Raw genomic sequence first — 16224 nt, 5'->3', positions numbered from 1 at the left:
AATAGAAATCTTCTTTATTTATTAAAAACTGTCTGATATAATATATATCAAATATGTTAGACAATGCCAAAAGAATGAGGTATAAAACTTGTGCAAGTAAAAATAAGTGATACAAAAACAGATCGTGTAAAGCGTGAGCTGCTGAAAATGCTTATAGAAAAGAAGTACAGCCCTCATGAGATGCTCCCCAGCGAAGGAATGATTGCAGAATTATTTGGTGTCAGCAGGATGACAAGTAAGCTGGCATTAAATGCTCTGGCGGAAGAAGGGATAATATACCGTGTGCCAAGGAAGGGCAGCTTCTTAAAGGACATTGATATGACAATTATCAATTCACTGCTGGGAGAATCGGCAGTGAAGGAAGAAGGGGGAATGCAATTCATTGCTCTGGTATTACCCGGAATCGATTTATATACCGGACAGATTATTACGGAACTGTCTCAAGTTGCAGGGAAAGACGGATATGAAATCATTATAAAGGTCTCGGAAGGAATCCCGGAAAGAGAAGAAAAGATACTTCAGGAGATTGCAGCAATCCCCGATATTAAAGGGGTTGTATTTTTTCCCGGTGATAAAAATGTCTGCGGCAATGAATTGCTGTATTATAAGCTGCGTGGTTATCCGATTGTGATGGTAGACCGGGTCTATAAGGAAATCGAATTTGACAGTGTCTATCATGACCATTACCAGGGGGCCAGGAAGATGGTAAATCATCTGATATCCAAAGGACATAAAAAAATCGGATTCATTTCCTGTGATGTCTTAGAAGTTTCGAGCAGGAATGAAAGATATAAGGGCTATGTCGATGCAATGTCAGAGAATAAGCTGAATATAGAAAATGACTATGTGATGACAAAAAATTCCCGGGCAGCTGATATTAATTTTGTGGATTATCTGAAAAAAAACACAGAACTGACAGCAGTGTTCTGCGGAGATGATTATCTGGCTATTCGGCTGTATTCAGCTGCGAAAGAACTGGGAATTACTATTCCGGACAGGCTTTCCGTAGCGGGCTTTACAGACAATGCTATACTGGAATATTCCGAAATAGAGTTGACCACAATGCGCCAGCCGGTGAGACCTCTGATGGAGGAGGCTTTTAATATTATAACGGAAAAGATCAGGATGAGTGGAGAACCGGTAAAGCACATTAAGATACCTACCGAGTTGATTGAAAGGAAAAGCGTGAGAGACTTACGTGAAAGGAAAACGGATGAAAAAAGACCTTAGGGTCTTTTTTATTTTGTTGAAAGGGTAATATAATTCTCATATTTTTTAAGATATTATTGACAAAAGACATTGAGTTCTATAATATGATTATATCACGTGATATTAAAAATATCACAAAATAATAAAATATATCAAAGTACAGGATCTAAGCGATAATGAGATGAGTTTCAGGTAGTGAAGGCAAGATTACAGAAAGAAAAAGAAGGAGAGGAAATATGCCATATCTAAAAGAAAAACAAGTACGTACCATTGAACAGACACTAGGGCAGCTGCAGGAGAAAATTTATAAAAAGACAGGGGAATTGACCATTACCTGCTATAAAACAAAAGAGCCTGTAAGCTTTCAGGAGAAAGAAAAAGGTGAAAAGCAAACTCTGAAGAAAGGAGAAAAGTGGGGGGATTTATTTGACTGCGCCTGGTTTCATTTTAACGGAATAATACCGGAGGAGTGTAAAAACCAGAAAACGGTCCTGTTAATTGATATCAGCGGTGAAGGGTTAATTGTGGATAAGCTCGGCAATCCGGTAAGAGGCATTACCAATGTTGCTACGGAATTCAGTTTTGCCGGAGGCGGAAAACGCGTATACAGCTTGTATGATAATGCACAGGGCGGAGAAACAGTGGATATCTGGATGGATGCCGGCTGCAATGATCTGTTTGGCAGTTTGAAGAATGACGGCAAGATATTGGAAGCGGATATTGCCATTCAGTGTGTGGATATCAGAAAGCTTTATTATGATTACCTGGTTCTGTATGAACTTCTCATGTGCCTTGCAAAGGACAGTGCCAGATATAACCAGATATTATTTAAGCTTTATGAGGCATCCCTGCACCTTAAAAATTATGATGAAGCTGAAATCAGGGAAGCCCTTGGCGTAACGGGGAAATTGCTTGAAAAAACAGGAGGGGACTGCGGCCTGTCCTTTACCGCTATCGGCCATTCTCATCTTGACCTTGCCTGGTTATGGCCAATCAGGGAGACAATTCGAAAAGGTGCCAGAACCTTTTCCAACACGCTGCATTATATGGAGCAGTATCCGGATTATAAATTCGGAGCAAGCCAGGCCCAGCTATATGCCTGGATGAAGGAATATTATCCGGCTCTGTATGAACGGGTAAAAGAAAAGATAAAGGAAGGCAAATGGGAAGTACAGGGGTGTATGTGGGTGGAAGCAGACACCAACTTAAGCGGAGGAGAAGCCCTGGTCCGCCAGATATTATACGGAAAACGCTTCTTTAAGGAAGAATTCGGGATTGAAGTAAAGAATCTTTGGCTCCCGGATGTATTCGGTTATACCGGTGCCCTGCCCCAGCTTCTAAAGAAAAGCGGCTGCGATTATTTCATGACACAAAAGCTTTCCTGGAGCGAACACAATAAATTTCCTCATCAGACATTCCTGTGGCAGGGAATTGACGGTACGGAAATTTTTACCCACATGCTGCCGGAGGAAACCTATAACAGCAGCTTAAGCCCCAGACAGGTAAAATATGCGGAGACCAATTACATTGACAGCGGAATCTGTGACGAAGCATTGATATTGTTTGGCGTTGGGGACGGAGGCGGCGGCCCGGGATCTTTGCATCTGGAGTCTGCAAGCCGTATGAAGAACCTGAATGGACTCTGCCCCGTAACAATTGATTTTGCACAGCCTCTTTTTGAACGGCTGGAAGAAAGTACGAGAGGGAAGCTTAAGAAATGGGCGGGAGAACTTTATCTGGAAAAGCACCAGGGAACCTATACCACCCAGGCCAAGAATAAATGGTATAACAGAAAGATGGAGTTTGCCTTAAGGGAATTGGAATTTGCACTGGTATTAAGCGGCCATCTTAAGGATTATCCGAAGCAGCAGTTAGATGAGATATGGAAAGAAGTATTGCTGTATCAATTTCACGATATTATACCGGGCTCTTCCATAAAGAGGGTATATGACGAGTCTCTGGCCCGTTATGAAATCCTTTTGAACAAAGTCTGCGGGATGACAGAGTCATGTTACAAGGAAATCGCAGCCAATGCTGCCCTGACAGCCTTTAATTCCCTTTCCTGGGAGAGAACAGAGATTGTAGAGGAAGATGGCAGTTTTTATCAAATGAATATCCCTGCCCTGGGATATACCGAGAGGAAAGAACCTGTCCAAAAGATAATGACCGGTGTTGGAGAAAACTGCCTTGAAAATAATTACCTGCGTGCGGTGTTTGATAAAGACGGGGTGCTGATTTCATTGTATGATAAAGCAGCGGAACGGGAAAGCTTAAGCGGGCCGTCCAATCTTTATTCTGTTTACGATGACCTGAATGCGGACTGCTGGGATATAGCAATAGAATATACGGACAGAAGACCGGAATATTTTGTATTGGAAGGCCAGAAGTTCTATGTAAAAGGAGCTAATGCAATCTGCGAACAATGCTACACTTATGGAAACTCGCAGATAATTGTCAGGATACAGCTGGGACACGAAAGCAAACGATTGGAATTTGATTTGAAAGTCGATTGGAAAGAGAATCTGAAAATGCTTCGGACTTCCTTTGAAACCGATGTGCTTTCCAAGGAGGCAAGCTATGAAATACAGTTTGGACAGATTAAGCGTCCCAATAACGATAATACACTCTGGCAAAAGGCACAATTTGAGGTGTGCGCCCATAAGTGGGTGGATCTATCGGAAGCAGACTATGGCATAGCACTTATTAATGACTGTAAATACGGATATCGGGTTCAGGATAAAATCATGGATATGAACCTTCTTCGCAGTCAGAACTATCCAGGAGAAAATGCCGACAGAGGAACCCATCATGTACGCTATGCCCTGTATCCCCATTCCGGCAATGAAAGAACCGGTCAGGTCCACAAACAGGCATATGAATTCAATGTACCTGTCATTCTGCAAAAGGGTGAGGGGAACAGCATAGCAGAGGGACAAATACTTTGCGGTGCAGAAAATATCGTAATAGAAACGGTAAAGAAAGCAGAAGATAATAATAGTTGTATTCTTCGTCTTTATGAGCCCTATGGTGCTACGGTAAATACATTGCTGCAATTCGGTAAACAATATGCAGCTATTTATAAATGCAGTTTGATGGAAGAAGAGGAAGAGGTTATCGGAAAAGGCGATTCTGTATCTTTAAAAGTAAAACCGTTTGAAATAGTAACACTGAAATTAGAGAAATAATAAAGAGAGCAAGGAATTATTAGAGACTATTGCACTTTAGCTTTTCGCAGAAGGAGTAATTGGTTTCCCTTTTACATATCGTTTAAAGGGAATCCAAATTACTCCTTCTGCTATTCTGGTTATACTGGCTGTCTTTCATGTGATGGTATATATCCAAATACTTTTTTGTAGCATTTGGTAAAATAAGCGGCATCATGAAAACCGCATAAGTATGAAATTTCTTTGATGGGTGAATTTGAATTGTTCAGTAATATCTTCGCTTTCTGACATCTGAAGTCGACAATATAATTGTTTATGGTTTGACCTGTAACACTTTTAAAAGTTCTGCATAAATAATATTTACTGATACATACTACCGAACACATAGAATCAATGTTTATAGGTTGACTGTAATTTTTTTTAATATAATCAATAATAGATTTTACCAGTGAAATTTTTGACGACTCTTTTAAGAAATTCGTGTCATCATCAACTTTATTATAACGAAATAAGTTCCTGATAAGCAGCAAAGTTAAATCTTTTAAATTGTCAGTTCTGTAGGTATCGGGTTTTCCTAAGAATTCATAAATTACTTCTTGCATAATGTTTTGACATTGGTCACTTCTTATCATAGGTCTGAATAGTGATTCTGTATAATCCAAAAAAAATTGTGAGCAAAAGTTATTGTCAATAATTAAGCAATGATATTTTGTTGGTGCTTCCTTGGAGATGAGTTTATGGATAAAGTTTGAATTAATGATAATGAAATCACCAGCATGCACAGCGTAATAAGTAGAATTTATTAAAACATCTGCCGACCCTTCTATAAAGTAAAGTAATTCTATATTGGGATGCCAATGAGCACCAAACCCGTTATTTAGAGACGAGACTACTTCAAAACGGTAAATCAATGGAATCTTATTGAATTTTGATAGATGCTCTTCAAAAAAGCCATAGTCTCTTTCCATAAAGTCATTCTCCAATCTATCAAATTGTCTGATTTAATAACACCCATTTTAATATATAAGATTATATTTATTTGTTAATATACATCTGAATTACAACTTTGTCTAGTACATTTCAATATTTTTCTTCTATTCATAGATAAAAACATATGCCTTTTTAAGAAGCTTAAAAAATTTCCTGAAAATAATTTGGATAAATTGTACAGTGATAAGAGCATTTTGATAGTATTTTTAATGAAATGAGCAATATTCTACTATTTCAGGGCAAGTATCCTACTTTGAAAAGCACTTAATATTTTTTATAATCTAAGCTAAGTTCACAAGGAAGGAGCTCATTATGAAAAAATTTTTGGTTGGAGTTATTTTGGAATCATTTAAAAAAGATTATATTACAGCATTAAATATTGCTCATGAATTAGGCGTAAATGGAGTTCAAATGTATGCAACAGATGGAGAGTTATCCCCGGATAATTTAAAGGGTGCCAGGCGCAATAACTTTCTGAAAGAAATTAAATCCAGAGATTTATGTGTAAGTGCCATAGTAGGTGATTTTGGATTGCCGTTTACGGATACTGACAGAAATAAAATAATTATTGAAAAGTCAAAAAGAATTCTCGATTTGGCAAAGGACCTTGATACGAATATTGTTACGACACATATTGGAACAATACCGGAAGACGAAAGGTCAGATACTTATAAGATAATGCAGGAAGCATGCTTCGAGCTGAGCGAATATGCCAATAGACTGGATGCGCATTTTGCAATTGAGACAGGCCCGGAGCCGGCAAAGAGACTAAAAAAATTCCTGGACAAACTGCCATCGAATGGAGTTGCTGTCAATTATGATCCGGCTAATCTGGTTATGGTTACAAAAGATGATCCGGTACAGGGTGTCTATACACTAAAGGATTATATCGTCCATACACATGCGAAAGACGGAAAGCCGCTTGGCCTGTCCGAAGCTGCTGATTCCAAGGAGCCGTGGATTGAACTGCCGCTGGGCCAGGGAAATGTGGACTTTCCGCAATACATAAAGGCACTTGAAGAGGTGGGATACAGGGGCTTTTTAACCATTGAACGGGAAGTCGGAATGAAACCGGCAGAGGACATTGCTCATGCAGTTTCATACTTAAATAAGTTAATAGAGGAGAATTAGGGCTTTATGAAAAAGAAAATTAAGATTGGAATTATTGGTGTCGGATCAATTTCAAATGTTCATATTCAAAGTTACCAGAAAATAGATTCCGTTGAAATTGCTGCGTTTTGTGATATTAACGAAAAACAATTAAAACACATGATGGATAAATATCACGTAAAAAATGGGTATACTTCCGTTGAGGAAATGCTTGATCAGGAGGAATTAGATGCTGTCAGCGTATGTACATGGAACTCGGGCCATGCAGAGTGCTCAATTGCTGCATTAAACCACGGTGTCAATGTATTGTGCGAAAAACCAATGGCAATGAATGCAGAAGAAGCACTAAGAATGAAACAAGCGGCCGAAAAGAATGGCAAATTATTAATGGTAGGTTTAGTTAGAAGATTTGGAGACGACATCCAAATCCTGCGTGATTTAAATCAAAATAAATTCTTTGGTGATATCTATTATGTTAAATCTAAATATTTAAGGAGAAGCGGTTCTCCCGGAGGATGGTTCAGTGATAAAAAACGCTCAGGCGGCGGACCATTAATTGATTTAGGAGTCCATATCCTGGATATGATGAATTATCTGTTGGATTGTGAGGAACCGGTGTCGGTTTATGGATATACATTTGATCAGATCGGGGACCAGGTTCAAATTAAAAAGAATGCAGGATATGTTTCGTCTACTGCTTCCAGTAATATTTATGATGTGGAAGATTTCGCCGGGGCTGTTATCCGGTTTTCCAATAATAAAATAGCCGTTTTAGAAACCAGCTATAATTTGTTCATAGAACATGACTCTGAAGGGCTGGAATTGTATGGCAGTGAGGGCGGAGCTAAAATTGATGACGGGATTACACTGACAAATAATGTATGCGATTATATGGCAAATAACCGGTTACTCATTGATTCTAAGTTTGATTTTCATAAAGCGTTTTTAAAGGAAATCCAGCACTATATTAATTGTATAACTGACAAGACGGAGTGCAATGCCAATGCTGATGATGGCATTAGAAATATGAAAATTCTGGATGCCGTTTATCAATCAGCCAAAGTTGGTCATGAAGTAATTATTTAGCCGGAAAAACGGGGTTCTTGTTATTATATAGCATATAATCAGAATTTAAGACCAGGGGAAGAGAGGTATTTTATGAGTAAGGATAATAAAAGAAAAAATAAACGATATTATGCTTATGCGATAAAAAAGAGTGTTCCTTTATATATAATGATATTGCCGGCGGTGGTTATTCTATTTTGCTTCACGTATATTCCAATGAGTGGAATCATTATTGCTTTTAAAGAGTATTCTCCGGCAAAGGGGATATTGGACAGTCCCTGGGTTGGCTTTAAGCATTTTATTCGTTTTTTCAAATCCTATCAATTTGGGAATACCTTGAAAAATACATTGAGTATCAGCATTTATTCAATCTTAGTTGGTTTTCCTTTGCCAATCGTGCTAGCTCTATTGTGCACACAAATAAAGCAGGGCTTTTTTAAGAAATTTTTTCAGGTAACAACCTATTTACCGCATTTTATTTCCACAATGATTATGTGTGGAATGATCCTCCTGTTCTTATCTCCCAGTAATGGGGTGATTTCACATATTTTAAGCTTTTTTCATATGCAAATGCCAAATATTATAGGGGAACCCGGTAAGTTCAGCAGTATTTATGTGTGGTCGGATGTTTGGCAGAATGTTGGATGGGATAGTATTATCTATCTGGCGGCACTATCAGCAATTGACCCGACATACTATGAGGCTGCTATTATGGATGGAGCATCCAAATGGCAGAGAATTAAAAATATAGACATTCCCTTAATACTGCCAACGGCTATGATATTACTGATTCTTAGATCAGGAAGCGTTTTGAGCGTTGGTTTCGAAAAAGTTTTTTTGCTGCAGAACCAGTTAAATATGACTGCCAGTGAAGTAATATCCACATATGTATATAAGCTGGGTCTTTTAAATGCTCAATATAGTTTGTCTACGGCAATCAATTTGTTTAATACAGTAATAAATCTCGTTGTTTTGCTGTCGGTTAATCAGATTTCAAAAAAATTGACTGATAACAGTCTGTTATAAGGAAAGAGATAGGTTGAAAAAATAAAAACTGTTTTTTTAACTACGTATTCAGGAATATCAAATCAAAGATTTGATATTCGCGAAAGGAGTTAAATTGAAGACAAAAGTTGGAAATGATAAGATGTTCAATTTTTTTGTTTACTTTTTTGCAATACTGATGATTTTTATTATTGTGTATCCCTTATGGTTCATTATTATTGCCTCTTTTAGTGATTCTACAGCGGTTGCGAATGGGGAAATCTGGCTATTGCCTAAAAAGATACAATTTGATGCTTACCGGGAATTATTCAAACAATCATTGATATGGAGCGGCTATAAAAATACAATTATTTATACCGCAGCAGGTACCTTATTTCAGCTGATCGTAAATGTTACTGCCGGTTATGCAATGTCCAGAAAGGATTTCCTTGGCAAAAAATTTTGGACTATCTATTTTACAATACCGATGTTTATTTCAGGGGGGCTAATTCCGACCTACCTGACAGTTAAACAATTTGGGCTTGTAGATAATAGATTGGCCATGGTACTGCCTTTTGCAGTATCCTGCTATAACATTATTGTAATAAGGACATTTTTTAAAAGTAACATACCCGATAGCTTGTGGGAAGCGGCACAAATGGATGGATGTTCGACTTTCCGATATTTTATTCAAATTGTATTGCCTTTATCAAAAGCAATATTGGCTGTTATAGGTTTGTGGTCTGCCGTAGGAATATGGAACTCCTGGTTTGATGCTATGATTTACTTAACCAGAGAAGAATTACAGCCGTTACAGCTTGTACTTAGAAGATTATTAATAATAAATGAGTCCCTGATCAAACAGGGAAGTGGGGATTTAGCAGCGCGATTACAGAATTTATCGGATAAAATGAAATATGCGGCAATTTTGGTATCAACATTACCAATTATGTGCTTGTATCCATTTCTACAAAAATATTTCAATCAAGGCGTAATGGTTGGGTCGATTAAAGAATAATCCCAGGTGTAAATTTTCTTTTTGTTTGTGTGTAAGTGGCTGATGCACTACTTATGCTTTGCATAAATGAAGAGAGAATTTATATAGAGCAGCAAAAAGCCTAGAAAACTTTGGGCGTTGGCACTTAGCAAATACAAAAATAAAAGGAGAGGTATTATGAAAAAGACGGTTTTACTTTTTACGGCAGTACTGGCGCTATCGCTTATTTTTACAGGGTGCGGCAATGAAAAAAAAGAAGTCAAGAAGACTGACAGTAACAGCAATGAGTTCAGTGTTCTTGCAGTAAGAGGTGTTAAAAGCGGGGATGAGTACTTGCAGGGATTTGTAAAGGAATCCCAAGCAAAAGTCGGAATTACTGTTGATTGGAATATTCAAAATGGTTCTGACTGGGGTGATAAAAAGAGTGTATTTTTAACTGGAAGTGACCTGCCGGATGCCTTTTTTGGGGGGAATGTATTACAGGATTCAGACATAGCTCAAAATATTGATTTATTTATCCCATTAGAGAAATATATTGATGAAAATATGCCTAATTTGAAAAAAATTATGGAGGCGGACCCTAAAGTTAAGGCTATGATTACTTCGGAGGATGGTCATATTTATAGTCTTCCTAAAAGAATGCCGGGGCGGCCTGTTGTGGGAAATCAGCTCTTTATTAATAAAACGTGGTTGGATAATTTAGGACTGGAAATGCCAACAACTTATAAAGAATTAGAAAATGTGCTGGAAAAATTCAAAACAGAAGATCCGAATCAAAATGGTAAGAACGATGAGGTACCAATGACAGGAACAATATATCGGATTATGACGTTATTTGGTGTTCAATATACATCCAGTTCAGTTAATTATATGAATTGGGATCCGGAAAATAATACTGTACTTTATAATCCGGTAACAGATAACTATAAAGAGGCTATTAATCAGCTAAATTATTTATATAAAAATCAGCTGCTTGACCAGGAGATATTTACCACAGATAATTCTCAAATTGGTGCTAAACGTATGAATAGTGAAATCGCACTTGTAGGTGTTTCGGATGGCTGGCTGCCTACAGCTTTTGGTCCGAATGCTGATCAATACGTGCCATTACCGGCAATTGAAGCACCGGATGGTAAAAAGTATGTTATGATGGATCAGGATCCCTATGGAAGAAATCAATTTCTGGTTACTAAAAATTGCGATAATCCGGCAAAGCTTTTAGAATGGGTTGATCAATTTTATACCGATGATGCAACAGTTGAAACATATTACGGAGACTTTGGGGTTGCAACTGAAAAGAATGATGATGGAACTTACACCATTTTACCGGGAAAGGATATGGCACAAAGCTCATATTCTGAAATTATGGCATTTAGAGACGAAGGTCCCAAATATGTAGATGATAACTTTACCAGCAAATTAATATTTAAAACGTTAGATGGTGACGGAGGCAAGCTGGAAATCACGAAAGACTTGGAACCATATGCTGTTGAAAATTATCCGCAGGTTATGTATACCGTAGATGAACAGAAACAGTTGAGTTCCCTGAATACTGATATTCAAGGTTATGTAGATGCTACGATGGCTCAATGGATTACAAAAGGTGGTGCTGATAAGGAATGGGAGAGTTATAAATCACAGCTTAAAAATATGGGGCTGGAAGAATTCTTAAAAATTCAGCAGGATGCGTTAGACAGATTTACAAAAAATACGAAGTAAAAGAACCTATAAGTTTGAAGAGAGCGCAGCGAGAAACAGGTTCTGAAAAAAGACGAAAAGCGGGGTGATGGTGGTACCCTAAGGCTTTATGAGCCTTAGGGCACCAAGGTCAAAGCGTCCCTGCAGTTTGACAAGTCTTTATAAATTCTTAAAATAATCCCAAACATGGGCCGTGAATTCTCGGGCAGCTAAAACAGCGTAATCCTTTTGCAGAAAAGAAAGATAAATTTCACGGCTGCATTTAAAATCAACTACTTCCCTCAATATAAGCTGGGGGAAGTCTTTTTTTATATCCCAGGTCTTTTCAGGCACAAAAGAATACGTAAGATTAAGCTTTAAAAAGTCCCTTATCATATGAGGATTGTCGCTTTCAAATATGATATTGGGATGAAAGTGGGCTGCTTCTAACTTGGAGTGCAAAAGCTTTCCTAAAGAATAGCTTTCGTTTAGTAAAGAGCAGGGGTAACCGGTCAGGTCAGAAAGAACAATTTCTTCTTTTCCTGCCAGCGGATGAGAGGCAGGGAGTGCTAATAATATCTTTTCTTCCAGCAGCTTGACACATTCCCAAGCGGAAAAGCCGCTGCTTGGCGAGGAATCTATCACAACATCAAAGGGAGGCAGGGAAGAAGGATTCTGTTCAAGCTGGTATACTCTTAGATTATAATCCGGATACTTTATATAGAAGGTGTTTAAGATATCCGGCAGGAGCTTTGAAGCAACCCGTATGGAGATGTTGGCTGAATGGGGAACTTTTGTGTTGGCTTCCGAAAGCTCATGCTCTAACTGTAACAGGTCATTTTGTATGAGCTGGACATGCTTGTGGAGAATTCTTCCGTTCTGATTCAGGGATATTTTTTTCCCGTTCCGGTCAAATAACGGAAAGCCAAGCTCCTCCTCCAGATCCTTGATAGCCTTACTAAGAGCAGGCTGCGCTACAAAGAGTTCCTTTGCTGCCTTGGAGATATTCTCAAGCTCTGCGGTCTTGCGGAAAAATTGAAGTTGCTTAAAAGTCATGGTACCCTCCTTTTCCGCAGAAAAATTGAAGTTGTTTAAAGGTCATAGAATCCTCCTTTTCCGCAGAAAAATTGAAGTTGTTTAAAAGTCATAGCACCCTCCCTTTCCGCAGAAAAATTGAAGTTGTTTAAAGGTCATAGAATCCTTCCTTTCCCTGGCGATTTTTAAAGAATATAAAAAGTCTATATAACACAAAAAGTATATCTTATATAATATTTATATTATATTATTTTCAATAAATTTGCTATACTTAGTTTGAAAAATATAGTGCATTTTTCAAGATTTCTATTTAAACAGTATCGCAGGCTTAGTTTAAAAATACGATGGGAGACTTTTTATGGTGTTGGGATTGGTTTTACTTCGGCAGATTCTGATTATGTTTTTGCTGATGGGTGTTGGATTTTTACTATATAAAAATAAAAAAATAAGCATGCAGGGAAATAAGGAGCTTGGAACACTGCTGCTTTATATTATTCTTCCGGCATCTATTATAAAATCCTATATAACGGATTTCACAAGGGAAAAACTGATTGGGCTGCTGTTATCCCTGCTGATGGCTGTCATAGCACTGGCGATATCCATACTGCTATCGAAGGCAGTCTTTGGGAATAAGTATAGGGTAGAGCATTTTGGTGCGGCTTTTTCCAATGCAGGCTTTATTGGCATACCCTTAGTAAAGGCAGCAGTAGGAGAACAGGGAATATTTTATCTGGCGGCCTTTGTGGCACTGGTAAACATACTGCAATGGACCTATGGGGTAGCAGTAATGAGCGGAAGCAGAGAAGCCATATCCCTTAAAAAGCTTGTGACAAATCCCATTGTAATCGCATTGGGAATTGGGCTTGTGTTCTTTTTTCTTCCGATAAAAGTACCGGCAATCCTTTCGGATACCCTTTCTATGGTTGCCGCTATGACAGCGCCCGTTGCCATGATAACCTTGGGTGTTTATTTGGGACAGATGGAAGGAAAAGAACTGTTTCAGGGAAGAGAGGCATATCTTTGCACCCTGTTTCGGCTGGTGGCAATTCCTCTTGTAACCTTTGCGGTATTGAGCCTGTTCCCGAAAGAGTTTTTTGATATTAAGCTGGCTGTTTTAACGGCAGCAGCTGCACCGGTAGGCTCCAATGTAGCCATATTTGCTCAGTTAAATGGGTTAAAATATACGGATGCAGTAAAAAGTGTAGCATTAAGTACCATATTTAGCATTGTGACCATACCTGTAATCTTAGGCATGGCGGCTATGGTTTGGACATAAGGATAAGGAGAGGTAAGCATATGGTATTAAAAGAAAAGCAGTTAAATGAAGAAAAAGCGGATAAGATTAAGCATTACAGCATTTTAAACCAGTATGTGAAGAAAGGGGAAATTCTCTTTACAGGATCTTCCTTAATGGAGCAGTTTCCTATTTATGAATTCATGCAGGATTATGATATCAGGGAAACCATCTATAACAGAGGGGCCAGTGGTTTTACTTCTTCGGAAATGATACTGGCACTTGATACCCTGATATTTGAGCTGGAGCCCCGTAAGATATTTATCAATATCGGAACGAATGACTTAAGTGCCGTGGATTATACCCTGGAGGAATTAACCGGGCGCTATGAATATATTCTTAATGAGATAAAGGAACATCTTCCAAAGACAAAGATATATGTAATGGCGTATTATCCCTGCAACTGCGAACATGATTTTGGAAATGAAGAGGCAAGGGAATGGATTAAACAAAGGTCCAATGAGAAAGTGGCAGAAGCCAATGAAGCCTTAAAGGCTATGGCAGAACGTTATCAGGTAAAGTATATTGATATTAGCCGGAATTTATATGACAGGGACAAAAACCTGAAAAGTGAATATTCCGTAGAAGGGGTCCATATGTATGCAAATGGCTACCGGGCAATTCTGGACGAATTAATGGAATATGTAAGAGAATAATAAATAATACGGGGCTGTGGCAAAAGAGCATAAATTGTGATAAGATGAATTCGGATAAGAGCATGGGCTCCGGAGGTTGATTGAGAAGATGAATAATAAGGTTGAGATAAGAAGAAAAGAAATCACTAAGCTTATCAGAGATGAGGGTGAAGTTACCGTAACAGATATGGCAAACCGTTTTGGGGTGACGATGGAGACCATCCGGGGAGATTTCGATTACCTGGCAGAGCAGGAAGGCTTTGTAAGAGGACACGGAAACTTGTCCAGACAGGAAAAGAAAAAGTATAAAGAGCATTATCTGTTTCATGAACGCCAGCTTTTGCAAAAAGAAGAAAAGAAGCAGATATGCAAAAGAGCGGCGGAGATGATTGCAGACGGGGACAGCATCTACCTGGACTCCGGATCCACGGTAACCTATCTTCTTCCAGGCCTTACAGACAAAAAGGGGCTTACTGTAGTCACCAATTCCATCGCATGCCTCTTTTGCTATATTATGGAGGGCTATCATGAAGCCTTTAGGGAACAGGGACATCGGTTTCTTTTCTTAGGAGGCGAGGTTGAGCCTAATATCCGTATGACCTATGGAACCTTTTTTGAGCAGTGTGTAGAAGAGATATCCTATGACTATTTATTTTTTTCCGCAGATGCTCTGGATATGGAGTTTGGCTGCAGTAATGTAGACTATCAGGCTTATTCGGCAATCAAGCCTGTATTCAGACAGGTAAGAAATAAAATTCTGCTGGCAGACAGCAGTAAATTCAATTTAAAGGCAGCATACCGGGTGGCAGGCTGGAAGGAGATTGATTGCCTCATTATGGCAGGAGAGCTAAAGGAAGACTGGAGGCTTTTCCTGGAGAGCAGACATATCACTTATTATCAAGTGTAAAATTTGACTTTTTGGAATAAAACAAACTTTTATAGAGCGAAAACCAAGTAAAAGAAAAGAATTATCAATTCTTTTACATTGTTTTCACTCTATTTTTTTGTTTTGTTGATAAAATGCCAACATGGAATAAAGAGTATCAAGTATTCAGGAAAGGCATGGCTATTAAAATGAAAAAAGACACCTTGGCAAGAATAGGATTTACATTACCTTTTTTAATTCCGCTGCTGCTATTTTGGATTGTCCCGCTGTTTCTTGCATTTGGCATCAGCTTTACAGACTGGGACTATATATCGGCAAATATAGGATTTGTAGGATTGGATAATTATAAGGATATTTTTACGGATTCAGATTTTCTAAAAGCCTTGTTTAATACGTTCTATTTTGCGGTGGGGACTATTCCCCCGACACTGCTCATCAGCTTCGGGCTGGCCCTGCTTTTTGAAAATCAGTTCCGCGGCAGCAAGCTGTTCCGCAGTGTTATCTTCAGCCCCTGGATAACTCCTACGGTAGCAGTTTCCATGGTGTGGTCCTGGATATATGAGCCGGAGAGAGGCTTTGCCAATCATTTGCTGGGGTTCTTTGGAATCGCCCCTCTTTCCTGGCTGCAGGACAGTACGACGGCTATGCTGTCTGTAATCATTTTTACTATATGGAAGTCTCTGGGCTGGACCTTTCTGTTTTATATAGGAGCCCTGGCAGCGGTACCAAAGAGTACCTATGAAGCCGCTGAAATTGACGGAGCTTCCCGCAGCCGCAAGTTGTTGCATATAACGATTCCTCTGATTTCACCAACGACCTTTTTCCTGTTTGTTGTCAATCTGATTCAATCCATTCAGGTCTATGATCAGATTCAGATTATGACGCAGGGCGGTCCCGGCGGAAGTACCACTACCTTGCTTTATATGTATTATGACAAATCTTTTCAGAACTTTAAGATGGGGCCTGCCAACAGCATAGCCATGATAATCCTGGCTATTATCGTTGTATTGTCATTGATTAGCAACCGTATCAGCAGCCGGTTCGTTCATTATGAATAAGCCTTAAAAGACAGCCGCCTGTAATTCTTTCAGTCTGTTCTATTAATGGAAAAGCCGCAGACAACTTTGAAGGCGGTGAAGGGAGTAGTATGAAAAATAAAAAGCATTTTTCACTTTCTA

Annotated in this window: 13 protein-coding genes; 11 read left to right on the top strand and 2 right to left on the bottom strand. The window is 38.8% G+C overall.

Translation table 11 applies throughout. The features are described from left to right. Nucleotides 1–90: 90 nt before the first annotated feature. On the top strand, nt 91–1230 hold the full coding sequence (locus tag BUF11_RS07910; protein WP_073588287.1) for a GntR family transcriptional regulator: 1140 nt from the start codon (nt 91–93) through the stop codon (nt 1228–1230). A gap of 215 nt (nt 1231–1445) precedes the next feature. Further along, nucleotides 1446–4394 carry an alpha-mannosidase gene (locus BUF11_RS07905; RefSeq protein ID WP_073588286.1) on the top strand — a complete coding sequence of 983 codons (2949 nt, stop codon included), beginning with the start codon at nt 1446–1448 and terminating at the stop codon, nt 4392–4394. Nucleotides 4395–4513: 119 nt separating this feature from the next. Here the strand turns inward: BUF11_RS07905 and BUF11_RS07900 are convergent, their stop codons facing one another. Beyond that, the gene (locus BUF11_RS07900; RefSeq protein ID WP_073588285.1) at nt 4514–5341 is read right to left on the bottom strand and encodes a helix-turn-helix domain-containing protein; all 828 of its coding nucleotides are present in this window, start codon (nt 5339–5341) and stop codon (nt 4514–4516) included. 334 nt (nt 5342–5675) lie between these two features. Here BUF11_RS07900 and BUF11_RS07895 point away from each other — a divergent pair, with 334 nt between their 5' ends. The 5 genes from BUF11_RS07895 (at nt 5676) to BUF11_RS07875 (ending at nt 11238) form a co-directional block, all read left to right on the top strand. Beyond that, nucleotides 5676–6494, top strand: coding sequence for a sugar phosphate isomerase/epimerase family protein (locus BUF11_RS07895; RefSeq protein WP_073588284.1), 819 nt, complete (start codon nt 5676–5678; stop codon nt 6492–6494). A gap of 6 nt (nt 6495–6500) precedes the next feature. After that, a complete protein-coding gene (locus BUF11_RS07890; protein WP_073588283.1) occupies nt 6501–7559 on the top strand; it encodes a Gfo/Idh/MocA family protein in 1059 nt (352 codons plus the stop codon). A gap of 72 nt (nt 7560–7631) precedes the next feature. After that, on the top strand, nt 7632–8564 hold the full coding sequence (locus BUF11_RS07885; RefSeq protein WP_073588282.1) for an ABC transporter permease: 933 nt from the start codon (nt 7632–7634) through the stop codon (nt 8562–8564). Between the two features lie 94 nt (nt 8565–8658). Further along, nucleotides 8659–9540 (top strand): carbohydrate ABC transporter permease, encoded by an 882-nt coding sequence (locus BUF11_RS07880; protein ID WP_242952344.1) that lies wholly within the window; start codon nt 8659–8661, stop codon nt 9538–9540. A gap of 156 nt (nt 9541–9696) precedes the next feature. Then, nucleotides 9697–11238, top strand: coding sequence for a type 2 periplasmic-binding domain-containing protein (locus BUF11_RS07875; protein ID WP_073588281.1), 1542 nt, complete (start codon nt 9697–9699; stop codon nt 11236–11238). Between the two features lie 138 nt (nt 11239–11376). Here BUF11_RS07875 and BUF11_RS07870 read toward each other — a convergent pair whose 3' ends face one another. Continuing rightward, entirely contained in the window at nt 11377–12252 is an 876-nt protein-coding gene (locus BUF11_RS07870) for a LysR family transcriptional regulator (RefSeq protein WP_073588280.1), read from the bottom strand. Nucleotides 12253–12589: 337 nt separating this feature from the next. On the opposite strand from BUF11_RS07870, the gene BUF11_RS07865 reads away from it, so the two are divergent. From BUF11_RS07865 to BUF11_RS07850, 4 genes are all read left to right on the top strand, one after another. Continuing rightward, the gene (locus tag BUF11_RS07865) at nt 12590–13507 is read left to right on the top strand and encodes an AEC family transporter (RefSeq protein WP_073588279.1); all 918 of its coding nucleotides are present in this window, start codon (nt 12590–12592) and stop codon (nt 13505–13507) included. 20 nt (nt 13508–13527) lie between these two features. Beyond that, nucleotides 13528–14181 (top strand): GDSL-type esterase/lipase family protein, encoded by a 654-nt coding sequence (locus BUF11_RS07860; RefSeq protein ID WP_073588278.1) that lies wholly within the window; start codon nt 13528–13530, stop codon nt 14179–14181. An 88-nt stretch (nt 14182–14269) separates the two neighbouring features. Then, entirely contained in the window at nt 14270–15067 is a 798-nt protein-coding gene (locus tag BUF11_RS07855) for a DeoR/GlpR family DNA-binding transcription regulator (protein ID WP_073588277.1), read from the top strand. 155 nt (nt 15068–15222) lie between these two features. Next, nucleotides 15223–16104, top strand: a complete 882-nt coding sequence (locus tag BUF11_RS07850; protein ID WP_073588276.1) for a carbohydrate ABC transporter permease — start codon at nt 15223–15225, stop codon at nt 16102–16104. Nucleotides 16105–16224 lie beyond the last annotated feature (120 nt).

Source organism: Anaerocolumna xylanovorans DSM 12503 (assembly GCF_900143645.1).
GTDB lineage: Bacteria > Bacillota > Clostridia > Lachnospirales > Lachnospiraceae > Anaerocolumna > Anaerocolumna xylanovorans.
This window is presented reverse-complemented; position numbering and strand designations above follow the sequence as displayed.